The sequence below is a fragment of the Lysinibacillus sp. 38-6 genome, from assembly GCF_046245175.1.
GTDB lineage: Bacteria > Bacillota > Bacilli > Bacillales_A > Planococcaceae > Lysinibacillus.
Genome location: NZ_CP176417.1, coordinates 1835148 through 1859100, shown reverse-complemented (window position 1 = coordinate 1859100; position 23953 = coordinate 1835148). Strand labels below are relative to the sequence as shown.

The 23953-nt window shown below is 40.3% G+C and carries 20 protein-coding genes, 1 other RNA gene and 1 other annotated feature; of the genes, 19 read left to right on the top strand and 2 right to left on the bottom strand.

Annotated features, from left to right (window positions below; translation table 11 throughout):
* Positions 1 to 175 precede the first annotated feature (175 nt).
* Positions 176 to 2371, top strand: a complete 2196-nt coding sequence (locus tag ACKVEV_RS09625; RefSeq protein ID WP_409370163.1) for a RelA/SpoT family protein — start codon at positions 176 to 178, stop codon at positions 2369 to 2371.
* A 64-nt stretch (positions 2372 to 2435) separates the two neighbouring features.
* Positions 2436 to 2876 carry a D-aminoacyl-tRNA deacylase gene (dtd, locus tag ACKVEV_RS09620; protein ID WP_409370162.1) on the top strand — a complete coding sequence of 147 codons (441 nt, stop codon included), beginning with the start codon at positions 2436 to 2438 and terminating at the stop codon, positions 2874 to 2876.
* A gap of 138 nt (positions 2877 to 3014) precedes the next feature.
* Here dtd and ACKVEV_RS09615 read toward each other — a convergent pair whose 3' ends face one another.
* Complete coding sequence (locus tag ACKVEV_RS09615; RefSeq protein WP_409370161.1) at positions 3015 to 4595, bottom strand: N-acetylmuramoyl-L-alanine amidase; 1581 nt, start codon at positions 4593 to 4595, stop codon at positions 3015 to 3017.
* Positions 4596 to 4758: 163 nt separating this feature from the next.
* Positions 4759 to 5001 (top strand) — a binding site (T-box leader).
* Positions 5002 to 5121: 120 nt separating this feature from the next.
* Here ACKVEV_RS09615 and hisS point away from each other — a divergent pair.
* The 17 genes from hisS to ACKVEV_RS09530 all read left to right on the top strand — a co-directional run bounded on the left by hisS (position 5122) and on the right by ACKVEV_RS09530 (position 21678).
* Complete coding sequence (hisS, locus tag ACKVEV_RS09610; protein WP_409370160.1) at positions 5122 to 6387, top strand: histidine--tRNA ligase; 1266 nt, start codon at positions 5122 to 5124, stop codon at positions 6385 to 6387.
* 18 nt (positions 6388 to 6405) lie between these two features.
* Positions 6406 to 8175: an aspartate--tRNA ligase gene (gene aspS, locus ACKVEV_RS09605; protein WP_409370159.1), complete on the top strand. Its 1770-nt coding sequence runs from the start codon at positions 6406 to 6408 to the stop codon at positions 8173 to 8175.
* 138 nt (positions 8176 to 8313) lie between these two features.
* Positions 8314 to 8516, top strand: a non-coding RNA gene (ssrS, locus tag ACKVEV_RS09600) — 6S RNA.
* A 628-nt stretch (positions 8517 to 9144) separates the two neighbouring features.
* Positions 9145 to 10290 (top strand): N-acetylglucosamine-6-phosphate deacetylase, encoded by a 1146-nt coding sequence (gene nagA / locus ACKVEV_RS09595; protein ID WP_409370158.1) that lies wholly within the window; start codon positions 9145 to 9147, stop codon positions 10288 to 10290.
* Between the two features lie 16 nt (positions 10291 to 10306).
* Positions 10307 to 11029: a GntR family transcriptional regulator gene (locus tag ACKVEV_RS09590; protein ID WP_409370157.1), complete on the top strand. Its 723-nt coding sequence runs from the start codon at positions 10307 to 10309 to the stop codon at positions 11027 to 11029.
* Positions 11030 to 11033: 4 nt separating this feature from the next.
* Positions 11034 to 11753 carry a sugar isomerase domain-containing protein gene (locus tag ACKVEV_RS09585; RefSeq protein WP_409370156.1) on the top strand — a complete coding sequence of 240 codons (720 nt, stop codon included), beginning with the start codon at positions 11034 to 11036 and terminating at the stop codon, positions 11751 to 11753.
* 17 nt (positions 11754 to 11770) lie between these two features.
* Positions 11771 to 12040: an HPr family phosphocarrier protein gene (locus tag ACKVEV_RS09580; protein ID WP_409370155.1), complete on the top strand. Its 270-nt coding sequence runs from the start codon at positions 11771 to 11773 to the stop codon at positions 12038 to 12040.
* The gene (ptsP, locus tag ACKVEV_RS09575) at positions 12034 to 13746 is read left to right on the top strand and encodes a phosphoenolpyruvate--protein phosphotransferase (protein ID WP_409370154.1); all 1713 of its coding nucleotides are present in this window, start codon (positions 12034 to 12036) and stop codon (positions 13744 to 13746) included. Before ACKVEV_RS09580 ends, ptsP begins: the two co-directional genes overlap by 7 nt.
* A 39-nt stretch (positions 13747 to 13785) precedes the next feature.
* Positions 13786 to 14961, top strand: a complete 1176-nt coding sequence (gene eis, locus ACKVEV_RS09570; RefSeq protein ID WP_409370153.1) for an enhanced intracellular survival protein Eis — start codon at positions 13786 to 13788, stop codon at positions 14959 to 14961.
* Between the two features lie 248 nt (positions 14962 to 15209).
* Positions 15210 to 15521, top strand: a complete 312-nt coding sequence (locus ACKVEV_RS09565) for a PTS sugar transporter subunit IIB (RefSeq protein ID WP_409370152.1) — start codon at positions 15210 to 15212, stop codon at positions 15519 to 15521.
* A gap of 12 nt (positions 15522 to 15533) precedes the next feature.
* Complete coding sequence (locus ACKVEV_RS09560) at positions 15534 to 15854, top strand: PTS lactose/cellobiose transporter subunit IIA (RefSeq protein WP_409370151.1); 321 nt, start codon at positions 15534 to 15536, stop codon at positions 15852 to 15854.
* Between the two features lie 36 nt (positions 15855 to 15890).
* Complete coding sequence (locus tag ACKVEV_RS09555) at positions 15891 to 17222, top strand: PTS sugar transporter subunit IIC (RefSeq protein ID WP_409370150.1); 1332 nt, start codon at positions 15891 to 15893, stop codon at positions 17220 to 17222.
* A 26-nt stretch (positions 17223 to 17248) separates the two neighbouring features.
* On the top strand, positions 17249 to 18331 hold the full coding sequence (locus ACKVEV_RS09550; protein WP_409370149.1) for a DUF871 domain-containing protein: 1083 nt from the start codon (positions 17249 to 17251) through the stop codon (positions 18329 to 18331).
* Positions 18332 to 18404: 73 nt separating this feature from the next.
* The gene (locus tag ACKVEV_RS09545) at positions 18405 to 19379 is read left to right on the top strand and encodes an N-acetylglucosamine kinase (protein ID WP_409370148.1); all 975 of its coding nucleotides are present in this window, start codon (positions 18405 to 18407) and stop codon (positions 19377 to 19379) included.
* A gap of 128 nt (positions 19380 to 19507) precedes the next feature.
* Positions 19508 to 20269 (top strand): ThiF family adenylyltransferase, encoded by a 762-nt coding sequence (locus tag ACKVEV_RS09540; RefSeq protein ID WP_409370147.1) that lies wholly within the window; start codon positions 19508 to 19510, stop codon positions 20267 to 20269.
* A 279-nt stretch (positions 20270 to 20548) separates the two neighbouring features.
* Positions 20549 to 20935, top strand: coding sequence for a hypothetical protein (locus ACKVEV_RS09535; RefSeq protein WP_409370146.1), 387 nt, complete (start codon positions 20549 to 20551; stop codon positions 20933 to 20935).
* Positions 20936 to 21156: 221 nt separating this feature from the next.
* The gene (locus tag ACKVEV_RS09530; protein WP_409370145.1) at positions 21157 to 21678 is read left to right on the top strand and encodes a hypothetical protein; all 522 of its coding nucleotides are present in this window, start codon (positions 21157 to 21159) and stop codon (positions 21676 to 21678) included.
* 926 nt (positions 21679 to 22604) lie between these two features.
* On the opposite strand, the gene ACKVEV_RS09525 is transcribed toward ACKVEV_RS09530, so the two are convergent.
* The gene (locus ACKVEV_RS09525) at positions 22605 to 23894 is read right to left on the bottom strand and encodes a replication-associated recombination protein A (RefSeq protein ID WP_409370144.1); all 1290 of its coding nucleotides are present in this window, start codon (positions 23892 to 23894) and stop codon (positions 22605 to 22607) included.
* Positions 23895 to 23953 lie beyond the last annotated feature (59 nt).

The window sequence follows — 23953 nt, the reverse complement described above, 5'->3', positions numbered from 1 at the left end:
TTGGCTTTGTGGAGGGTCTTTTTGTTCAGTAAAATGTATATTTTTCACATTATGACGAACTGTTCACGATATTATCTAAACTAAATGACACAGTCCCTTTACAATCGACCTCTATTTTTTATACAATAAAGTTTATATCTAATCTGAAAAATTTGACGAGCAAGGTGGACATGTTATGGCGAAAGAGCAAATTTTGACTCCTGAGGACGTTTTTGAGTTAGTCAAATCCTACATGAATGAGGAAAATGTCGCATTCGTGAAAAAAGCATATGAATTGGCAAGAGATGCGCATATCGAGCAATTCCGTAGCTCTGGTGAACCGTATATTATTCACCCAGTGCAAGTTGCCGGTATTTTAGCTGAATTACAAATGGACCCGGAAACTGTGGCAGCCGGTTTTTTACACGATGTTGTGGAAGATACGGAATTTACACGCGATGATTTAGTGCGTGAATTTGGTGAGGAAGTAGCAATGCTCGTTGATGGTGTGACGAAGCTTGGTAAAATAAAATATTTATCGAAAGAAGCACAGCAGGCGGAAAATCACCGCAAAATGTTTGTCGCGATGGCACAGGATATACGCGTCATTTTAATTAAGCTTGCTGACCGTCTGCATAATATGCGCACGTTAAAGCATTTACCTGCTGAAAAACAACGCCGAATTTCAAAAGAAACGCTTGAAATTTTTGCACCACTTGCACACCGTCTAGGGATTTCGACAGTAAAATGGGAGCTGGAGGATACTGCACTTCGCTATTTAAATCCTCAGCAATATTATCGTATTGTCAGTCTGATGAAAAAGAAACGTGATGAACGTGAAGCTTATTTGGACAATGTTATGGGGGAAATGAAATCCCAACTTTCTGATGTGGAAATTGATGCGGATGTTTATGGGCGTCCAAAGCATATTTACAGCATTTATCGAAAAATGGTGCTACAAAAAAAGCAATTTAATGAAATTTATGATTTGTTAGCCATTCGCGTTCTTGTTGATAGCATAAAAGATTGCTATGCAGTATTAGGCATCGTCCACACGTTATGGAAGCCGATGCCTGGGCGTTTTAAAGATTATATTGCGATGCCGAAGCAAAACTTATATCAATCGTTGCATACGACCGTTATTGGCCCATATGGTGACCCACTCGAAGTGCAAATTCGCACGAAAGAAATGCATAAAATTGCTGAGTACGGGATTGCAGCACACTGGGCATATAAAGAAGGCAAAAAGATTGATATTGAAAAACAAAATGTCGATCAAAAATTAACGTGGTTTAGAGAAATATTAGAATTCCAAAACGAGTCTTCCAACGCAGAAGAGTTTATGGAATCATTAAAATTCGATTTATTCTCGGATATGGTGTATGTTTTTACACCTGAAGGAGATGTGATTGAATTGCCTGCTGGTTCTGTACCTATCGATTTCGCATACCGTGTGCATTCAGAAGTCGGCAATCGTACAATTGGAGCCAAAATCAATGGTAAGATGGTACCGCTCGATACACCATTAAAAACAGGTGATATCATTGAGATTTTAACATCCAAACAATCATTTGGTCCGAGTCGCGACTGGCTAAAAATTGCGCAATCATCACAAGCCAAAAATAAAATTAAGCAATTTTTCAAGCGTCATCTTCGTGAGGAAAATATCATCAAAGGAAAAGAGATGATTGAAAAAGAAATTCGTTCACAAGATTTCGATATGAAAGAAACGATGTCATCGGAAAACTTAAAACGTGTTTGCGATAAATTTAATTACACGAATGAAGAAGATTTATATGCGGCTGTTGGCATGAATGGTATTACGGCGCAGCAAGTAGTCAATCGCTTAGCTGAAAAACGTCGTAAAGAGCGTGAACAAGAAGAAGCGCTTGAAAAAATAGAGCAAAAAATGAAAAATCCGCTTCCTCAAAAACGCACAGAGTCAGGCGTTATTGTCAAAGGCATTGATAATATGCTTATTCGACTATCCCGTTGTTGTACACCGGTTCCGGGTGATGACATTGTCGGCTTTATTACAAAAGGTCGAGGTGTTTCTGTACACCGCGCGGACTGTCCAAATATCCAAATAGAGGATGAGCAAGAGCGTATTATTGAAGTTGAGTGGGAACATGGGCTGACACCTGAGAAAAAAGAGTATCCTGTTGATATCGAAGTGTCTGCTTTTGATCGACCAGGTATATTAAATGAAGTGATGCAAATCGTAAGCGAAACGAAAACAAATATATTAGCGGTCAGTGGCCGTGCAGATCGCGATAAAATTGCAACAATCCACCTAACAATTTCGATATCAAATATTTCTCATTTGCACAAAGTTGTTGAGCGCATTAAGCAAACACCGGATATTTATTCCGTGCAACGAGTTATTAACTAATTTGAGCATTGAATCATTGTAACGTGACGGGTGGAACGATTTTGCTAGATTGAGGGGTAACATTATGAAAGTAGTTTTACAACGTAGTAAGGCGGCATCTGTCACAGTGCAAGGAGAAATAACAGGTGCAATTGATAGTGGCTACGTGCTTCTAGTTGGCATTACACATGACGATACAGCAGAGGATGTTGCTTATTTAGCCAAAAAAATTGCGCATCTACGCTTATGGGAAGATCGTGAAGGGAAAATGAATCATTCCATTTTAGAGCATGGTGGCGCAATTCTCTCTGTATCCCAATTTACATTGTATGGAGATGCTAAAAAAGGCAATCGTCCAAGTTTTACGCGTGCAGCAAGACCAGAAATTGCGAAACCGTTATGGGAAGCTTTTAATGATGCTTTACGCGCATATGGATTACAAGTAGAGACTGGTATTTTCGGTGCAATGATGGACGTTGCATTAACAAATGACGGGCCAGTGACCATTTTACTTGAGTCAAAATAGCGTGACATATCCTTTCGTTGCTGCGTATAAGGTGTTCCCGCGGAAAGTAGCCGCAGAAGCGGCCCTTTCAACAAAGCAAAAAGTGTTAGATTGACTACAGTCAATCTAACACTTTTTTATTTTGTCATAGCTTCTTTTTTATTCGTTTGCATCAAAGTAATCTAAAATCCCTTGATAAATGCCAAGTGTCGCTTGTTCTCGGAATTTTGCCGTTGTAATGATTCGCTCTTCATTTGCATTACTTAGGAAACCTAACTCGAGCAGTACTGCTTTTTGTCGGTTTTCGCGGAGTACTAAATAATTTCCTTCCTGCGTACCTCTATCCTTTAAATTAATTTTGCTAGCGAGCCCATTATGTATTGCTTCCGCGAGCCCTTTTTGATTGTTGTTTAAGTAATAGGAGGTAAAACCAGAAATAGAGCTATTGTCAGTAGCATCATAGTGAATACTAATAAAGGCATCTGCCTCATGTTGGTGTGCGATCGACACCCGTTTGCGCAATGCAACGTATTCATCTGATTCACGTGTCATCACAACATTCGCACCTGCCGCACTTAATTTGGAGGCAAGAAGCGAGGCTGTTTTTAATGTAATATCTTTCTCATCAGTACCACGCTGCCCAGTTGTACCATGGTCATTGCCGCCATGACCAGCATCCACGACAATCGTTAGGCCGTTTAAAGTTCCTTTTTTTCGAGGTTCTGACTTTGGCGTATTCATCGTCGCTGTACTATTTTGCGACGTGGAGACTACCCAGTTTGCAACGAATGCTGTTTGATCAGCTAACTGAATTTCGTAAAAATCATCTTTAGCACCTACAATTGGATACGTTTGGCCGGCATCTACACGTTCTACAACGTCTGCTGTTGTAGACGCATCTGTGCGTAAGTTTGTCCCATTATAAATAATCGTGACAGATTCAAGCGCTGATGTTGATGCTGGTGAAGATGAAGTTTTCGCAGGTGTTTTCACCGTATTTGAGAATGTCCCGTAGAAACTATATACCCAACCCGTTTTTTTGTCGCTGTACTGAATTTGCACCCAATTGTGCTCTTGTGCTAGTACTTTAAAGGATTGTCCATTCGAAACAGTGCCAACTTTTTTAGAGGTTAAATCTGCCTTTTTACGGACATTTAACGTATCAACTAAAATCGTGAAGGTAGTACCTTTAGGTTCAGTTGGTGTTGTCGATACTTCGACTACTTCGTCTGGTGTTGTTTTTTCAGTTGTTTCATTGATTGTCACATAATCTGACGATACCCAACCAACTAGTCCATTCCAATTGATTTTGGCCCATGCACCATTTTCCGTTATTAAAGCGGCTTGATTGCCTGTTGAAAGTTGTCCAAGAACTGGTGAAGAAAGATCTGGTTCAGTTCGAATATTAAGACGATCAACTTGCGAGATAACCGTCTTATCAATCGTTTGCTGCTCATTTATAGAAGCTGTAAGCCAAGAAGCTACCCATCCTTCGTAATTACCTGCTTTGACTTGAATCCAGTCGCCTTCATGTCCAATTGAAGTAAGCGCATCTCCTTCCTCTAATGTTGTAATAATCGGGTAAGAGAGCCCAGGTCCTTCGCGTAAATGAAGTATGGTTCCAGTTACTTTTAGATCACCAGTATCAGCAAATGCTCGTTCTATATGGCTGATACTCGGGATCGTCAATGCCAAAATTAGGACAAAGGTAATAATTTTATGTATAAGTTTTGTCGTCATCGGACCCCTCCTTTTCTTGTTCTATTTTACCATGCTTTTATGATAAAATTCGAGGGAAAATGGTAACAGAAATCGTTTTTTTAACAACGGACTTGTGAAAAATAAGAAAACAGTTGACATTACCTTACGTAGTGACTAACATAAAGGGTAATCAAAAAATGATTAACCGCTTATGACCAAGCAAGTAGCGTATACCTCTATTGGAAAAGAGAGGGAAAGACTTAGGCTGCAATCTTTCCTACAAAAATGTATAAGGCGAATAACACTTGAGAGGCTTTTTTCTGAACAGCAATGCCTAGTAGGAAAAAACGGAATCGGCCGTTACCCGATTATGAGGAGGACGCAATGTCAGTTTTGCGTCAACTAGGGTGGAACCGCGGAAGCATATACAGCTCTCGTCCCTTGCAATAATGCAAGGGGGCGAGGGCTTTTTTTGTTGGCTTTTTTTCTCAGGTACAAAGGTTGTTCACGCTGCTCTTTACATACGAACGCTTGCTCATAAGCAATTGGAAAAGGAGGTCATTACATGAGTTTTAAAGTGCCACGAGGGACACAGGATATATTACCAGGTCAATCTGAGAAATGGCAAAAGGTAGAAGCAATTATTCGTGATATATGTCGTGTTTATCGATATAACGAAATTCGCACACCTATTTTTGAACAAACCGATTTATTTGCGCGCGGTGTTGGTGAAACAACGGATGTTGTGCAAAAAGAAATGTATACATTTGAAGACCGAGGCGGTCGTTCATTAACATTACGCCCTGAAAATACAGCTGGCGTTGTACGTGCATATGTCGAGCATAAAATGTTCGGTGCACCTGATCAACCTGTAAAGCTTTCTTATTTAGGACCAATGTTCCGTTATGAACGTCAACAAGCTGGCCGTTATCGCCAATTTGTACAATTTGGCGTTGAAGCAATTGGCTCAGCTGATCCTGCCATCGATGCAGAAGTCATTGCACTAGCAATGGATATTTATGAATCGACAGGCTTAAAGGATTTGAAATTAGTCATCAATTCACTTGGTGATAAAGTAACGCGTGATGCACATCGTACAGCGTTAATTAATCATTTTGAGCCACATATCCATGAATTCTGCTCAGATTGTCAAAATCGTTTGCAAAAAAATCCATTGCGCATTTTAGATTGTAAAGTTGACCGTGAGCACCCACTAATGGCCACGGCTCCTGCGTTAACTGATTTTTTAACAGAAGATTCAGCAGCATATTTTGCACAAGTGAAAACGTATTTAGATACGCTTGGTATTTCATATGAAGTAGATCCGAACTTAGTGCGTGGTCTTGACTACTACAACCATACTACATTTGAAATTATGTCAACAGCGGATGGCTTTGGCGCCATTACAACGCTATGCGGCGGTGGTCGTTATAATGGCCTTGTAGAGGAAATTGGTGGTCCAAATGTACCGGGTATTGGTTTTGCATTAAGTATCGAGCGTTTGTTATTAGCGCTTGAAGCGGAAGCAGTGGAGCTTGATACAGAATCAGCACTAGAAGTTTACATGATTGCCATGGGCGATGAAGCGAAGCTTAAAGCGGTAGAGCTTACAAGCTCATTCCGTGCAAAAGGCATTTCAACGGATATGGATTATTTAGACCGTAAAATGAAAGCTCAAATGAAATCGGCAGACCGTTTAGGTGCTAAATATACAATCGTCTTAGGCGAAACAGAAATTGAAGAGCAAGCAGCGACAGTAAAACATATGGCTTCTGGGGAGCAACAAAAAGTGGCCTTCTCAGAATTAGTGAACTACTTATTAAATAAATGATGTTGGAGGAAATACAAAATGGCAAAAAGAACACATGCTAGTAACGAGCTTTCTGAAACGTTACAGGGCGAACACGTTGTATTAAAAGGCTGGGTGCAACGTCGTCGCGATTTAGGTGGATTAATCTTTATCGACCTACGTGACCGTACGGGGATCACACAAGTTGTCTTTAGTCCAGATGTAGCAGAAGCGCACGCTTTAGCAGATAAAGTACGTAGTGAATACGTAATCGAAGTAGAAGGAAAAGTACTTCTGCGTTCTGAAGATCAAATCAATCCAAATGTGCCAAATGGTAAAATTGAAGTAGAAGCGACAAGCTTAATCGTTATTAATACAGCGAAAACAACGCCTTTCCAAATCGAAGATCGTACAGACGTATCAGAAGATTTGCGTTTAAAATATCGTTACTTAGATTTACGCCGTCCAGCGATGTTCGATACATTTAAAATGCGTTCAGATGTTACACGTACAATCCGTAACTTCTTACAAAATGAAGGCTTCCTCGAAGTAGAAACGCCTATTTTAACAAAATCAACGCCAGAAGGTGCGCGTGACTATTTAGTGCCATCACGTGTTCACGAAGGGGAATTTTATGCATTACCACAATCTCCACAATTATTTAAACAATTATTAATGGTAGCAGGATTTGAAAAGTATTTCCAAATTGCGCGTTGTTTCCGTGATGAAGACTTACGTGCTGACCGTCAACCTGAATTCACACAAGTGGATATCGAAACAAGCTTCTTAACGCAAGAAGAAGTATTAGAAATGAACGAACGCTTAATTCAAGCGGTAATGAAAGATGTAAAAGGCATCGACATTCCTGCACCGTTCCAACGCATGAAATACCAAGAAGCAATGGATCGTTATGGTTCAGATAAACCAGATGTTCGCTTCGGTTTAGAATTAGTAGCGTTAAACGATGTGTTTGATGGCTGTGATTTCAAAGTTTTTGCTGATACAGTAGCACAAGGCAAGCAAGTGAAAAGTATCAACATTAAAGGGGCAGCTGATAAATACTCTCGTAAAGATATGGACGAGCTAACAAAATTCGTTGGTATTTACGGAGCTAAAGGTCTTGCATGGTTGAAAGTAACAGAAGAAGGACTAAATGGTCCAATCGCAAAATTCTTCGATGAAGCGTTAGCCGCTGCATTAATCGAGCGTATGGGTGCTGAAATCGGCGATATTTTAGTATTCGTTGCCGACAAAGCAGATGTCGTTGCAGCATCTCTAGGTGCTCTTCGTACAAAATTAGGTCAAGATTTAGGCTTAATCGATGAATCACAATTTGCATTCTTATGGATTACGGACTGGCCGTTATTCGAGTATTCTGAAGAAGATGGTCGCTATTATGCAGCCCACCATCCATTCACACGTCCATTTGATGAAGATATCGAGTTAATGGATACAAACCCTGCAGCAGTACGTGCACAAGCCTACGATATCGTATTAAACGGTTATGAGCTTGGCGGTGGTTCATTACGTATTTATGAACGTGACTTACAAGAAAAAATGTTTAAACTTCTTGGATTCTCAGAAGAGGAAGCACAAGCGCAATTCGGCTTCTTATTAGAAGCGTTTGAATATGGTGTACCTCCACATGCAGGTCTTGCATTCGGTCTTGACCGTTTCGTTATGTTACTTGCTGGTCGTACGAATTTACGTGATACAATTGCATTCCCGAAAACGGCAAGTGCAAGTTGCTTATTAACAGATGCTCCAAGTGAAGTTTCTCCTGATCAATTAAGCGAATTAAGCCTAGCGATCAAAACATTTAAACGATAAAAAACAATACGGAATACCTAGATTGTCTAGCAAAAAATGTTGGAAATCTAGGTATTTTTTGTGTTTTTTCAAAGCTGTTGAATTTTCGCTAGAAATCGTTTGAATTATCAGAAATATGGTGTTATGATATCTGTAATACGAATCCTGATGTGTTTGTCTAACTGCTAACTCTTTTTTAACAGTTTTGACCGAACACTATATCGTCGGGAGCCATCTAATTTTGTAGTGGCAAACAAGCCCCATTGGAGAGGGACGTTTAAAGCTATGAAGCGGGCACCCACCTGCAAATTGCGGGTTCAAAACGAATGTTTCATTGGCATTACGGCACAATCGGGATTCGTCCATACATAGAGTACTAGCATTGCAAACAGACAACATTTGTTGATAGTAACGTGGGCACGGAGCGTTAGCGAGGGTTGCGGCTTGCAGTGTGCTGGGCGGCAAGCGCCGTCGAAACGGATAGCAACGTCATAGAATAAAAGAGTTAGATTGATAGTAGTCAATCGAACTTTACCCATCCATTTTTTTGCTGAAAACAAAAATTAGTAGCGCAAACTAGTTGATGGTAGTGGAGGCGGTGACTCCTGCGGGAAAGCACATAACGTAAGACGCAACAAACCGCGCGATAGCGAGGGTTGCGGCTTACGTGTGTGCCCGCGGAAAGCACCGCCGAAACGGACATCAACGATATAGGATAAAAGAGTTAGATTGATCCCAATCAATCTAGCTCTTTTTGTCTTTTATTCTAGTTTTTTTGGTGATGCCAAGCCCAGTGAAACTCGCAAAAAAGTGTTAAATAAAAGAAAAATAAGAAAAATTGTAAAATTCGCTTTTTATTTTCGCTTTGGCATACTATAATTGGTATAGACAACTATACCAAATTAGCTTGTCATTACTTAAAACAGTAAACTTCCTAAAAATTGTACCGCGGAGGTGTTCAACCTGAGCAACACATTATTAATTTCCAATGTGACAATCGTTAACTATGATGACAGGCCCTTTACAGGCGATGTACTCATTGAAAATGGCAAGATAATAAAAGTTGGCGAAGAATTATTCGATAAGGCAGAGCAATATATTGAAGGCAAGGGGAAAGACTGGCTGTTATTTCCGGGCTATATTGATATGCATATTCATGGCTCAGCAGGCAATGACGCCATGGATGCTAGCCAACAAGCACTTCATCAAATGGCTGCTTCATTAGTACAAGAAGGGGTTACAGGCTTTCTAGCTACAACAATGACACAAGCGTCTGAAGCGATTGAAAATGCATTGCAGACAATCGCACATTTTGAAAATGGGGACGGTGAGGCCCAGTTGTTAGGAGTCCACGTTGAAGGGCCGTATGTGTCTCCTAAGCGTGCTGGAGCTCAGCCAATCGACTATATGATTGTGCCATCTAGTGAACAGTTTGCTTCTTGGCAACAATTAAGTAACAACCGCATTAAACAAATAACCGTTGCACCTGAGCTTGAAGGCGGTATGGCATTTGTTGAAGAGCTCAAGAAGCAAGGAATTGTTGTATCGATTGGCCATTCAGATGCAACGCTTGAAGAAGTAGAGCAAGCAGTAACAGCAGGTGTGACACAAGCAACGCATTTATATAATCAAATGCGACCATTCCATCATCGAGATCCAGGGGTTGTAGGTGCTGTACTCGTTGAAGATGCTGTGAAAGTGGAAATGATTGCGGATTTTGTGCATTGCCATCCAAGTGCTGTGAAACTTGCTTACCGAGTAAAAGGTGCAGAAGGGATTATTTTAATTACCGATGCGATGCGTGCGAAAGGATTACAATATGGCGACTATGATTTAGGTGGCCAAACCGTACATGTAACAGCAAGCGGTGCACATTTACCAAATGGCGCTTTGGCTGGTAGTGTCTTGACGATGGAGCAAGCAGTGAAAAATATGAAAGCGGTCACAAACTGTTCGTTGCCAGAGCTTGTAGCTATGTCCTCAGCAAATGCGGCACAACAACTGCAGTTAAGTACAAAAGGTCGTATTGCAGAAGGCTATGATGCGGATGTCATTTTAGTAGATCAGCATTTAAATATAGAAAAAACTATTTGTCGAGGAAAAGTTGTATTTGAGAAATGTAGAGTAAACATGTGATAGGAAGGTGCAAGACTTGTTAGATAAAAATTCTCATATACCAATTTATATCCAAATAGAAGAATTATTAAAGCAACGTATTTACTTGGAGGAATATAAAATTGGTGAAAATATTCCGTCCGAACGAGAGCTTTCCGTGCAATTTGATGTTAGTAGAATGACCGTCCGTCAATCCATTACCAATTTAGTAAACAGCGGATTGCTATATCGTGAAAAGGGAAGAGGCACGTATGTAGCGAATCCAAAACTGGAACAGCCATTAATGGGGTTAACGAGTTTCACAGAAGATATGCGTGCAAGGGGAATGGAACCGAGTAGTAAAGTATTGCGTTTTGAGAAAATTGTACCGCCGATAGATATTGCAAGCGATTTACTGTTAGACCCGGGTGAGGAAGTGTTCTTCGTCACAAGGATACGCAGTGCTAATTCTAAACCGATGGCCATTGAAAGAACGTATATTCCGGTGAAAGTATATCCTGAATTAGATGAAAAGAAAATAATGGGTTCGTTGTATGCGCTTATTGAAGCCAAATTCCATCAAAAAATTGGCAATGCTATTCAACAAATGGAAGCAGCTATTGTGGCGAAAGAAGATAGTAAGTATTTACAAATCAATAGCGCTGCACCGGTTTTAATTATTAAACGAACAAGTTATTTAGCAGATGGTGTGCCTTTCGAACTTGTGCGAAGTACTTATCGAGCTGATCGATACAAATTTATTAGTGAAATTAAAAGGTGATAAGATGCGAGCTTATTTTCATGAACTACAAAGGCTATTAGATCTTGTGCTAGAGCAGGAAAATACGCTATTAGCAGAAGCAGCACAAATGATTGTTTCACGTCTTCAACGTGGTGGAATCGTCCATTTGTTTGGGAGTGGACATTCACATCTATTAGCACAAGATGCCTTTTACCGTGCTGGAGGACTTGTGCCTGTACGTCCCATTACTGTTGAACCATTAACTTTACATGCAGGGGCTTTAACATCTTCCAAAAATGAAAAAGACTCAACAATTATAGCTAGACACAAGGATGCGTTTCACTTTGAGGAGCATGATGTATGCATCGTTATTTCCACCTCCGGGCGAAACAATGCCCCGATAGATGCAGCATTGCTAGCAAAACAGTCGGGTGTCCTTGTTATGTCTATGCAATCGTTAGAATATCGTGAGCAACAAACTCGTCATAGCAGTGGAAAGCGTTTGGAGGATGTGGTCGATATGGTGATCAACACTCATATTCCTATAGGGGATGGCCTATTGCATTATCAACAAATGCAATATGCACCAGCTTCCACGGTAATTGGTTCTGCTATTTTGCAAGCGTTATTCAGTCAAGTGATCGAACTATTGGCTAGTTGTCAGGAAGTATTGCCGGTTTTTGAAAGTAACAATGTTGAAACGAATAAGCATCACAATGAGATGATGATTGCAAACTATCAATCTCGCATTAATTTTGAGTAAATTTTGGAGGGGTATCGATGAAAAAAACATTTAAAATTACAACACCAGAAGGTTTACATGCTCGACCAACAGCGTTATTAGTAACGGCTGTGACGCCATTTGCGAGTGAAGTTCAGTTAACCTACAATGATAAGTCTGTCAATTTAAAGTCCATTATGGGGGTAATGGCGCAAGGAATCGGAACTGGCAGTACGATTACGATTTCAGCACAAGGGGCAGATGCTGAGCAGTTAATGCAAACTGTGACAGATGTAATTGTAACTAAAGGAATTGGTGAAGAATGTTAGAAATCCAGGGTATTGCCGTTTCTGAAGGCATTGCTTTTGCAAATGCTTATTGTTTAGTTGAACCAGATTTATCGTTCGAGCAAATGGCGATTACGGATGTCGAGGCAGAATTGGAGCGTTTAAAAGAAGCGATAGCGCAATCGAAGTTAGAATTACAAGCTATTTTAACAAGCGCTCGCGATAAATTCGGCGAGGATAAGGCAGCTATCTTTATGGCGCATTTATTATTGTTAGAAGACCCAGAAATGGTAGCGGCCATTGAAGAAAAAATTAGAACAGGTTGTAATGCAGAGTATGCACTACATGAAGTATCGAATATGTTTATTGCATTGTTTGAAGGTATGGACAATGTGTATATGCAAGAGCGGGCGGCAGATATAAGGGATGTGTCGAAGCGCTTACTAGCTCATTTATTACATGTTGAGATGCTTGATATTAGTCGGTTGTCGACAGATGTGATTATCGTAGCCGAAGATTTAACACCATCGATGACGGCACAATTAGATCCTCAATATGTGAAAGGCTTTATCACGGATATTGGTGGGAGAACTTCACATTCTGCGATTCTAGCACGCTCGCTAGATATTCCAGCGATTGTCGGCGCCAAAACGGCCACACAGGCAATTCAACATGGCTCAGCCATTATTATGGATGGGACAAATGGCAAAATCATTCTAAATGCTACACCGGAAGTGACAGCCTTTTATGAGCAACAGCATCAAATACTTCAGCAACAGCGAAGCGAACTGCTTCATTATCGCACTTTGTCGAGTATAAGTGCAGATGGGCGCAGTGTAGAAATTGCTGGGAATATCGGTAAGCCTGAAGATGTAGAGAAGGTTGTGCATGTTGCAGGAGATGGCATTGGCTTATTCCGAACTGAATTTTTATATATGGAACGACAAGAACTTCCTAACGAAGAAGAACAGTTCCAAGCTTATCGTACAGTATTGGAATCCATGCACGGTAAGCCGACGGTCGTAAGGACGTTGGATATTGGTGGTGACAAGCATCTTCCTTATTTACAATTGCCAGCTGAGATGAATCCGTTTTTAGGCTATCGCGCGATCCGTATTTGTCTAGACCAGCAAGCCATGTTTCGCACACAGCTACGGGCATTGCTCAGAGCAAGTGCTTATGGCAATTTGAAAATTATGTTCCCGATGATTGCAACGTTAGAAGAATGGCGTACGGCGAAGCAAATATTATTAGAAGAAAAAGCACAATTGCAAGCGCAAGGCGTGGCAATAGCTGAAGCAATTGAGGTCGGCATAATGGTAGAGATACCTGCGGCCGCGATGATTGCTGATTTATTTGCACAAGAAGTCGATTTTTTCTCCATTGGGACTAATGATTTAATTCAATATACGTTGGCAACAGATCGCATGAATGAGAATGTTTCGTATTTATATCAGCCATATCACCCAGCTGTATTAAGGTTAATTAAAAATGTTATTGATGCTGCCCATAAACAGGGGAAATGGGTTGGGATGTGCGGTGAAATGGCGGCAGATAGTATAGCAATTCCTATATTACTCGCAATGGGCTTAGATGAATTTTCTATGAATGCTTCTGCTATTTTGAAAACGAGAGCACAGATTGCTAAGCTTTCATATAAACAATTAGAGCAACATCTTGAGCATATATTCATGCTGTCTACAGCCGCTGAAGTTGAAGCATATATCAAAAAAAACCTAAGCATGTAGGTTTTGATTTTTGAATATTGTAAAAACAGGGAGGGTGTCATGGACATACAATACGTTCCGGCAAAGGATTACCAACAAATTCATCGTTTACGAGATTATTGCTTTCCCAATAAATATAGCGGAGCACGTCGCGACGATTTTCATTATTGGATTGAACATAGCACAACGTTGGGCGCCTATGATGGCGATAAGGTCGTCGGGAAACTACTTATACTCCCGCTAAATATGACGGTACATGGTGAAAATTACGACATGGGTGGTATTGGCTTTGTGGCAACCTATCCTGAGTACCGCCAGCGAGGAATTATTAAAAAACTAATGACGGCATCCCTCAAGGAAATGCGCCAACATGGGCAAACGATTTCTGTATTAGCGCCTTTTTCTGTTTCTTTTTACCGTTACTTTGGCTGGGAGTTATTTGTTGATAAATTGCAGTATGCCATTCCACACGCACAGTTTCCTGATTTCGGCAAACAACTAGATGTGGTGGAGCGGATGAGCTTTGAATGGCCGGATACGACACTTTTTGCAGCCATACAAAAGTTTCATAATGAGCATGCAAGTGTAACAAATGGCAGTATGTTACGGGATGCGGCATGGTGGAAGCGTATTGAAAGAAGGTCACCTGACAGTCACTTTGCCGCGTGCTTTCTAGCAAATGACATAGCAGGCTATATCCGCTACACCATTCAAAATGGCATCTTTACCATCCATGATTTTATGACGGATAATCCAACGGCTGAACAAGCATTGTGGCGTTTTGTAACATCCCATGCAGCAAGTGTTCATACGATTGAAGGCATTACGGCTAATGACCGTCATTTTGGGTTTGATTTTCCAAATCCGCAATTTCCGAAAAAGGTAGTACAAGACGTTATGGTCAGAATTGTGGATGCTCTCGCATTTATGCAGCGCTATCCTTGGGCGGAATTACAGCAAACTTTGTACGTACGTCTTGAGGATCACTTTTGTCCATGGAACGAGCATGTTTTCATGATAAATAAAGATGGTCATGTGTCGATAATGGAGGCAAATTCCGTTTCTGCAAAGCATATGCTAACATTACCAATCAACTTATTTTCCGCCATGATGGTTGGTTATCTTACAGTGAAGGATGCAATGACTTTTGGCAATCAAGCGCTTGCGGATGAGGTAGTCAGTCTGTGGAACAAAGCAATTCCGTCAAAGCAGCCTACGTTTTATGAATATTTTTAAGAGCAAAAATAAAAAATTTTTTGAAGTTTTTTCTGGACTATACCAGTTGAGGAAAGCCATTTAATCGCAAGTATCGAAGCCATAGCCCACTTATTTTTTTAGTTACGAATCGGTAGAAAATGGTGTAAAAACTATATTGTGGTATATACCAATTGGTGCTATTCTCAATATAAGAAAGCGATTTCAAGTTAGTCGTCAAATCATGAAAGGGTACTAAATCAAAAAAAGACAACAAAGGAGTGCTGACGATGAAAAATATTATGTTGGTGTGTGTTGCAGGGATGAGTACAAGTTTGCTAGTTTCCAAAATGCAGAAGGCTGCGCAGGAACAAAATATTGAGGCTGATATTTTTGCCATAGCTGAAAGTGAGGTAGATACCGTTTTAGCAAATAAGAAAGCGGATGTATTGTTGCTTGGGCCGCAAGTTCGTTACTTGAAATCTTCATTTGAAACAAAATTTAAAGAATTGAATTTTCCGATTGATGTCATCAATATGGCGGATTACGGCATGATGAACGGTGAAAATGTGCTAAAACAAGCATTGAAGCTGATTGGGTGAGGAGGTAAGCCGATGGAAGAAGAAGCGATGATGCAGTCCATTATGGGATTAATCGTCCATAGTGGCAATACGAAAAGTGAATGTATGGAAGCCCTTCAGTTAGCGAAAAAGGGGCAAATTGCGGAAGCAAAGGAAAAAATAAAGCTAGCAAATGAAGCATTAGTTGAGGCTCATCATTCGCAAACCGCATTGTTAACGCAAGAGGCAAGGGGAGAAAAAGTTGACGTTTCCATGTTGTTAATTCATGCCCAAGATCACTTAATGAATGCGATAACGTTTCGGGATTTAGCGCAAGAAATGATTGAACTGTATGAACAAATTAAAGGGGAGTAACATCAGTTTTTGATGTCACAATAACAAGCAAAGGGAGTGTGTGGAATGTTCCGATTTTTAGAAGAAAAATTTGTGCCGGTAGCTGCAAGAGTTGGGAGTCAACGTCATTTAGTTGCCATTCGTGATGGTTTTATTACAATTATGCCATTGACAATTGTAGGCTCGTTAGCTGTATTAATTAATAATTTACCAATTGACTTTTATCAAAATGCACTGGACTCCATTTGGAAGCATGAAACATGGACGCAATGGGGCGGTAATATTTGGGGAGCAACATTTGGTATTCTGTCACTGTTACTCGCGTTCGCAATTGCTTATAACTTAGCAAAAAGTTATAACAAAGACGGTCTTTCGGCTGGGGTTATTAGTCTTTCCAGCTATATGACATTTGGTACATTTGGAGAAGGTGGTTTAACAGGTTTAACAACGGGAACGGGCGGAATATTTATCGCCATTATCGTGTCCTTGTTGTCCACTGAAGTATTTTGTAGATTATCAGGTAATAGTAAGCTACTTATTAAAATGCCTGATGGCGTTCCACCTGCTGTTTCGAAATCATTTGCAGCATTGCTGCCAGCTATAATTACAATCGGTGTTTTCGCATTAGTTCGTACAATTATTTCTGCAGGCTTTGATATTCCGGATATTGTTGGTTCATTCTATTCAACGATTCAGGAGCCGTTTATGGGCTTAACAAATACGTGGGTTGCTGCTATAATTTTAGCCTTTATTCCAGCATTCTTATGGACGCTAGGTGTTCATGGTGCGAACATTATTGAGCCATTTATGCAAACGATTAATTTACCTGCGATTGATGCAAACGTTGCAGCCATTTCTGCTGGTAAAGTTGCACCTTATATCGTGAATAAGCCATTCTTTGATGCATTCGTCAATATGGGTGGATCTGGTACGACAATTGCACTTATTATCGCGATCTTCATTATTGCAAGGAAAAATAAGCAATATAATACCGTCGGAAAATTATCCGCGGCACCAGGGCTATTTAATATTAACGAGCCTTTACTATTTGGTCTACCAATCGTGTTAAATCCAATTTTATTTATACCATTTATTTTAACGCCAATGGTTAACGTTACAATTGCTTTCTTTGTTACAAAATGGGGTTGGGTTCCAGCGGCAACTGTTTCAGCTCCATGGACTACACCGCCGGTTATTAACGGATTCTTAGTAACACAATCTTGGACTGGAGCTGTTTTAAGTCTTGTGTTAATTGCGATATCAGTTTGTATCTATCTTCCATTCCTAGCGATGGCAAATCGTATTGCGAAACAAGAGCAAAAAAAGTTAGAGCAAACACAAGCACTACAGGCTGAAAGCATAACGGAGAATCCAAAAGTAGAAGTGTAATCGCTTAGCATTGGAGGTATTGTCGATTGAAAAGGTTAGGAATTTCACTCTATCCACAGCATAGCACGCTAGAAGAAATGCAGCAGTATGTGCAGCTAGCACATGACAATGGTTTTGACCGCATTTTTACATGTCTCTTATCTTTAAACGATGACAAGGAGAAACGCAAATTACAGCAAATCAATTCTTTTGCCCAACAGCTTGGCTTTGATATTTCTGCTGATATAGCACCGGCTGTTTTTGAAGAGTTAGGCTTAACGTATAAAAACATTGCCTATTTTAAAGAGCACTACCATTTGGCGGCATTGCGCTTAGATATGGGTTTCTCAGGTCAAGAGGAAGCGTTAATGTCATACGATGATAGTCAATTAAAAATTGAGCTCAATATTAGTAATGGCACGAAATATTTAGATAATATTGTTTCCTACCAAGCGAACCGTGATCATATTATCGGCTGTCATAATTTTTATCCGAGACGATTTACAGGTTTGTCACGCCAACATTTTATCGCAACATCGAAAAATTTTAAAGCCAATCATATCCGCACAGCAGCGATGATTTCTTCACAGCATGCACTATACGGTCCTTGGGAAAAAACGGAGCATGGTCTACCAACACTTGAGGAGCATCGTGATTTACCGATTACTGTGCAAGCAAAAGATTTATGGCATACGGGCTTAATCGATGATTGTATTATTGGCAATATGTATGCTTCAGAAGAAGAGCTAAAAGCATTAGGACAATTAAATCGTCATAAGTTGGAGCTGAAAGTTGTACCTTGTGCTGAAACGACGGTTTTAGAAGAAACCGTATTATTTAAAGAGCCCCATTTCAACCGTGGGGACGTATCGGATTACGTCATTCGGAGCACGCAATCACGCGTAAAATATAAAAATGGTGATTTCCCTGTCCACGATACACACGTATTACAGCCAGGGGATGTTACGATCGATAACAATTTGGATGTGCGCTATAAAGGTGAGCTACAAATTGTGTTAAAGGAAATGCCAAATGCGGGCTCTACCAATGTCGTAGCGAAAGTAGTAGAAGAAGAACGCTTCTTACTAGCGCAAATTCAACCGTGGGCGTCATTTGGCTTTACAAAATAATTGCAATAGAAAAAGGATTAAGCCGACAACAATTGTGCTTAATCCTTTTTTAGTATAGAGAGGAGCATATAATATGTACGTATTGGCGATAGATGGAGGAGGTACAAAAACATGTGCCGTCATTTGTGATGAAGATGGTACGATTTATAGTAAAGTGATGACCTCACGTAGTAATCCTACGGCAATGGACGCACAAGACTTCGAGGCAACAATTCATGGTCTGTTGCAAAATTTACGGCAACAGACGCCACAACTTTTTACAGCAATACATAGTTGCTTTGCGGGTATGGCTGGAGTCAAGGAAAGCCAAGCTGAAGGCATAGTCGAAAGGATTATTCGGCAATATGTCGATTCTACGACGCCTATTGTGATAGAAAATGATGCTTTAATAGCGCTATATGCTGGCACACTGGGACAAGATGGCATCGTTCAAATTGCTGGCACTGGTTCGATTACGCTAGGGTTTCATCGTCAAGGCATGTATCGAGTAGGTGGTTGGGGGTATCTTTTTGATGATGAGGGAAGCGGCTATGATTTAGGTATTCAAGCATTAAAGGCGATTTTTCAAAGCGACGATCAGCGAGCACAGCCTACAGCTTTAACGGAAGTAGTACTACAACATTTTGCTGTTGAACAGGTTCCACAATTAATCGAGCCGATTTATGGGACATCCCATCCAAGAACAGTCATCGCACCGCTTGGCAAATATGTCTTTCACGTTGCACAACAAGGCGATATGGTAGCGAAGCATATAGTGCAAGACGCTTGTAGGAAATACTACAAGGCGATTAAAACATGCTATGCCAGTATGGACTGGGAGCAGGGAGAGGTGCCAGTTGTATTAGCGGGCGGTGTTTTTGCAAATAATTCGATGATTGTGCCTTGGTTACAACAATTCGCGTTGGCCGATCAGCTACCATTGCGCTTTATGTTACCTGTATTAGAGCCAATTGGTGGGGCAGTTGTAGGAGCATTCAAAATGGCACATGTTCAATTGGATATGTCGTTTATTGAAGCATTTCAAACAAACTATACGAAAATGGGATAATGACCGTGTACGTGTTTTTCACAATTTCCACTTGAACAATATCATGATAGAATGTAATATAGGTTTGATTTTATCTTAGTATATAACTAGGTTTACTAATAAAAATTCGATAGATGGAGTGTGTAAGGATGTTACATCAATTTTCTCGTAACGAGCTCGCGATTGGTACAGAGGGACTCGAAAAATTAAAAAATACAACAGTAGCCATTCTAGGGGTAGGGGGCGTCGGCTCATTTGCAGCGGAAGCATGTGCGCGTAGTGGGATTGGTCGCATTATTTTAGTCGATAAAGATAATGTAGATATTACAAACGTAAACCGTCAATTAGTAGCGTATCTTTCAACAGTAGGAAAATCAAAATCTGGTGTGATGAAAGAACGTATTGCCGATATTAATCCTGAATGTGAAGTGATTGATATGCATATGTTTTACACGGAAGAAACATATGAAGAATTTTTTGCACAAGGCATCGACTATGTGATTGACGCTAGTGATACGGTCATTTATAAAATTCACATTATGAAAGAATGCTTAAAGCGTAATATTCCGATTATCTCAAGTATGGGTGCGGCCAATAAAATGGATCCAACACGCTTTACCATTGCGGATATATCAAAAACGCATACCGATCCATTAGCAAAAGTAATTCGTACTAAATTACGCAAAGATGGTATTCATAAAGGCGTAACCGTTGTATTCTCTGATGAAAGCCCTATTGTTGTACGTCCAGATGTGGTAGAGCATGTTGGTAAACCAGATGCAGCTATCCGTAAAGCGAAAATGCCACCTTCATCTAACGCTTTTGTCCCTTCGGTTGCAGGGTTAATCGCTGCAAGTTGGGTCGTTAATAAAATTGTGGAAGATGTGAAAATAACGCGCGTGCAAGGCTAATACTCTAACGCATCGTGTTTGTTGTTGTTTAAATAACAATTAAAAGAAGAATCTGCAAAGTTTTTCCTTGGAGGAGTTGCAAGCTTGTGCCAACGTATCGTGATGGTCGAGATGTGTATGGCTTACTTTTTCAGAGAAATTCGGCAGATTCTTTTCTTTTAGACAAGAAAATCAGCAGGAATAATGACTAAAAATGCTCCCTTATGTTAAATGTGCGACAGTCGTTCACTTTTTCTATGTTACAATAGGGCTGTTATAAAAGGGGGGCATTCATTAATTATGGAGCAAATTTATCAAATGGAATATAGAGGATTGAATCTATTCGATGAAATTAGCACAGTGGAGTTAGCGATTGATGAGGCGAGAAAGACGATACATATTTTTGATATTGGACAGGTTGTGACACCTGTTTTTAATTTCGATGTATCTGCTTATGAACTATCCGATGGTTTTTATAAAATGGCGGATATACTGCGTCATAAAAAGATTTTAACAGGACAACAAGCGGCCACAGAGCTGACGTTAAGCCAATGGTTAATTACAAATAATGTGTATTTTTATAGTCCAAAACAACGCATTAAAAAATATGCAGACGGTAGTATCGTTGAAATAATCGATCGCGATAAAGAACAATTTTTATTTGATACTTATATAGAAAGAGTATAATTTTACCAAAAAAATTATTCTTACGTACACAAAATGCTAATAATTCACGAAAATGCCTTATTTTTTTCATGTGCTCACTTCTTCTTTTAGTTTATTGCTATAATTTGAATAATTCCAATATATATATACAAAAGGTCGGTTTGTTTGGAATCTTCAAATCTGCTTAGGGGAAGTAGAAATGGCGTTTACTAAAACAAATGAGAACATGGGAGAGTGATAAAATGGAAATACAAGTAATTCGTGATCATTTAGATATTGTTAAGCTTCAAGAGAAAATGAATAGTATTGTATTTGACTATTTGGATACGTCCAATAATTACAAAAAAGCGATGAGAGCTTTAACGCCTTTATATACACAAGTTTTTACTTTTTATAAGGAATATTTAGAGGCTAGAGCAGGTGAACTGCCAAAAGCTAATACGTATTGGCATTTGTTTATAGATTGCAGTGCAAAGCTGTGTTATTTTTTAGCGGCATCGATTTATTATTCTTCAAATGAATTACAACAAACACCTGAAAAAGTTGAGCGTTTATTATTGAACGCTGCTTATTCTTTACCGAGCATTGAGCAGGAAGAAAACGAGGAGTTATTAACTGCGATTATTGCACTGTATGGTGAAGTTATTGAAGATGAGGAAAAGGTAACGGCTTTAAGAAATAATGTGCTTGCACAAAAAGGTGACGTCAAGCAATGTCTACAACAATTTAAATTGTTTGTAGAAAAAGAAATGATTCATTCATAAGAAGTGATTTTAAACCATTGTCGTATAACATAGCGATAATGGTTTTTTTTATGTCATTTCAATGGAGCCGACTCATTTTTATAGATCGCTGTGTTAGGTGCTCCTATTTCGGAGTCTTTAGCATAATAATGGTTTTCTAAATCGTAAAAATCCACTACGCTTTCCGCGGGCACGACGTAAGCCACAACCGTCGCTATCGCGTCGCCTGTTGTGTCTTACGTTACGTGCGTTCCCGCAGGAGTCTACGTGGATTTTTACTTAGGTTGCTTGCAAGGAGGGGGGAAAGAAGTGCCTGGCACCTGAGCAATCCCCAATCATCCTAACAGCTTTTTAAATTGTAAAAATCCACTGCGCTTTCCGCGGGCACGACGTAAGCCACAACCGTCGCTATCGCGTCGCCTGTTGTGTCTTACGTTACGTGCAATCCCGCAGGAGTCTACGTGGATTTTTACTTAGGTTACTTGCTTGCAAGGAGGGGGGGAAAAAAGTGCCTGGCACCTGAGCAATCCCCAATCATCCTAACAGCTTTTTAAATTGTAAAAATCCACTGCGCTTTCCGCGGGCACGATGTAAGCCGCAACCGTCGCAAACGCGCCGATAGTTGCGTCTTACATAACGTGCGATCCCGCAGGAGTCTACGTGGATTTTTACTTAGGTTACTTGCAAGGAGGGGGGGAAAAAGTGCCTGGCACCTGAGCAATCCCTAAACATCCTAACCGCTTTTTAAATTGTAAAAATCCACTGCGCTTTCCGCGGGCACGATGTAAGCCGCAACCGTCGCAAATGCGGCGAAAGTTGCGGCTTACATTCCGTGCAATCCCGCAGGAGTCTACGTGGATTTTTACTTAGGTAATTTACATGCAAGGAGGGAGTAAGAAAAGTGCCTGGCACCTGATTAATTTCTTCATGTGCGTGGCCCAGAAGCATCACTTTTTACTGCTGCGAAAAGTTTTTAGTTTGTCGTAAATGCTTGCCATTCTTTTTTCTTCTCCTGCAATAACGGGTTTATAAAACTCTGAGCCAATGAGCTCGTCCGGTAAATATTGTTGGTCTACCCAGCCGCCAAACGTACCGATAGGGCTGTTATGCGGATATTGATAACCGACATGGCCTAAATCTTTGGCTCCTTCATAATGTGCATCGCGTAAATGGTGGGGAATATCACCTGTTTTCCCGGCATGAATACTTGCGATTGCAGCATCAATCGCCACTATAGCTGAATTGGATTTTGAAGAAAGGCACATTTCTATCACTGCGCTTGCTAAAGGAATGCGTGCTTCAGGTAATCCGAGGCGTTCGGCTGCTTGAACAGCGGCAAGCATATGTGCGCCGACTTGTGGGTTAGCAAGACCGATATCCTCATAAGCCATAACAAGCAAACGCCGACTCACTGCAACTAAATCACCTGTTTCCAGTAAGTGAGCTAAATAATACAGTGCCGCATTCGCATCACTTCCACGCACTGATTTTTGTAATGCAGATAGCAAATTATAAAAGTGTGAACCATTTTTATCGCCATAAACACCAATACGTCCAACAAGATGTTCGATAATATGATCAGAAGCAATTGTTTGTCCATTTACTTCATCACTTGCATAATAGATCGATTCCAGCAATGTTAACGCTTTACGGGCATCACCATTGGCTGCAGTTGCAATATGCTCTATTTGAGAATCTGTCAGGGCAAAATGGTATTTTCCTAGTCCGCGTTTGTCATCTGTCAGTGCCTTTTGAATAAGTTCTATTAAATTGGCCGTTGTTAATTTTTTTAGCTGATGTATTTCGCCACAACGCGAGCGAATCGCGGGGTTCACATCATGATAAGGGTTTTCAGTTGTAGCCCCTATTAACACAATCGAGCCGTTTTCCACATGTGGCAGTAGGGTATCTTGCTGCAATTTATTAAAGCGATGTATTTCATCTAAAAACAGAATGACTTTCCCCGAAATTCTTGCTTCTTGGACGATGTCTTCCACGTCCTTTTTGCCAGCTCGTGTCGCATTCAGTGCAAAAAAAGGAAGTTTAGAGCTACCTGCAATGGCATTGGCAATAGATGTTTTACCTATGCCTGGCTCGCCGTATAATAACATGGAAGGAACATGTCCATTTTGAATCATTTTGTATAGCGCAGTATCAGGACCGACAAAATCTTGTTGACCAATGATTTCATCTAGCGTTAGTGGGCGCATCCGATATGCAAGTGGTTCGTTATGCAAAAGAATATCCCCTTTCGTCCATTTGTTCTAAATGATAGTATATCATAACGTCCTAAGTG

Bases quoted from the DNA above. Each gene is read 5' to 3' on its own strand.
- ACKVEV_RS09625 (WP_409370163.1), top strand. From the start codon at position 176: ATGGCGAAAGAGCAAATTTTGACTCCTGAGGACGTTTTTGAGTTAGTC.
- dtd (WP_409370162.1), top strand. From the start codon at position 2,436: ATGAAAGTAGTTTTACAACGTAGTAAGGCGGCATCTGTCACAGTGCAA.
- ACKVEV_RS09615 (WP_409370161.1), bottom strand. From the start codon at position 4,595: ATGACGACAAAACTTATACATAAAATTATTACCTTTGTCCTAATTTTG.
- hisS (WP_409370160.1), top strand. From the start codon at position 5,122: ATGAGTTTTAAAGTGCCACGAGGGACACAGGATATATTACCAGGTCAA.
- aspS (WP_409370159.1), top strand. From the start codon at position 6,406: ATGGCAAAAAGAACACATGCTAGTAACGAGCTTTCTGAAACGTTACAG.
- ACKVEV_RS09585 (WP_409370156.1), top strand. From the start codon at position 11,034: ATGCGAGCTTATTTTCATGAACTACAAAGGCTATTAGATCTTGTGCTA.
- ACKVEV_RS09580 (WP_409370155.1), top strand. From the start codon at position 11,771: ATGAAAAAAACATTTAAAATTACAACACCAGAAGGTTTACATGCTCGA.
- ptsP (WP_409370154.1), top strand. From the start codon at position 12,034: ATGTTAGAAATCCAGGGTATTGCCGTTTCTGAAGGCATTGCTTTTGCA.
- eis (WP_409370153.1), top strand. From the start codon at position 13,786: ATGGACATACAATACGTTCCGGCAAAGGATTACCAACAAATTCATCGT.
- ACKVEV_RS09565 (WP_409370152.1), top strand. From the start codon at position 15,210: ATGAAAAATATTATGTTGGTGTGTGTTGCAGGGATGAGTACAAGTTTG.
- ACKVEV_RS09560 (WP_409370151.1), top strand. From the start codon at position 15,534: ATGGAAGAAGAAGCGATGATGCAGTCCATTATGGGATTAATCGTCCAT.
- ACKVEV_RS09545 (WP_409370148.1), top strand. From the start codon at position 18,405: ATGTACGTATTGGCGATAGATGGAGGAGGTACAAAAACATGTGCCGTC.
- ACKVEV_RS09540 (WP_409370147.1), top strand. From the start codon at position 19,508: ATGTTACATCAATTTTCTCGTAACGAGCTCGCGATTGGTACAGAGGGA.
- ACKVEV_RS09535 (WP_409370146.1), top strand. From the start codon at position 20,549: ATGGAGCAAATTTATCAAATGGAATATAGAGGATTGAATCTATTCGAT.
- ACKVEV_RS09530 (WP_409370145.1), top strand. From the start codon at position 21,157: ATGGAAATACAAGTAATTCGTGATCATTTAGATATTGTTAAGCTTCAA.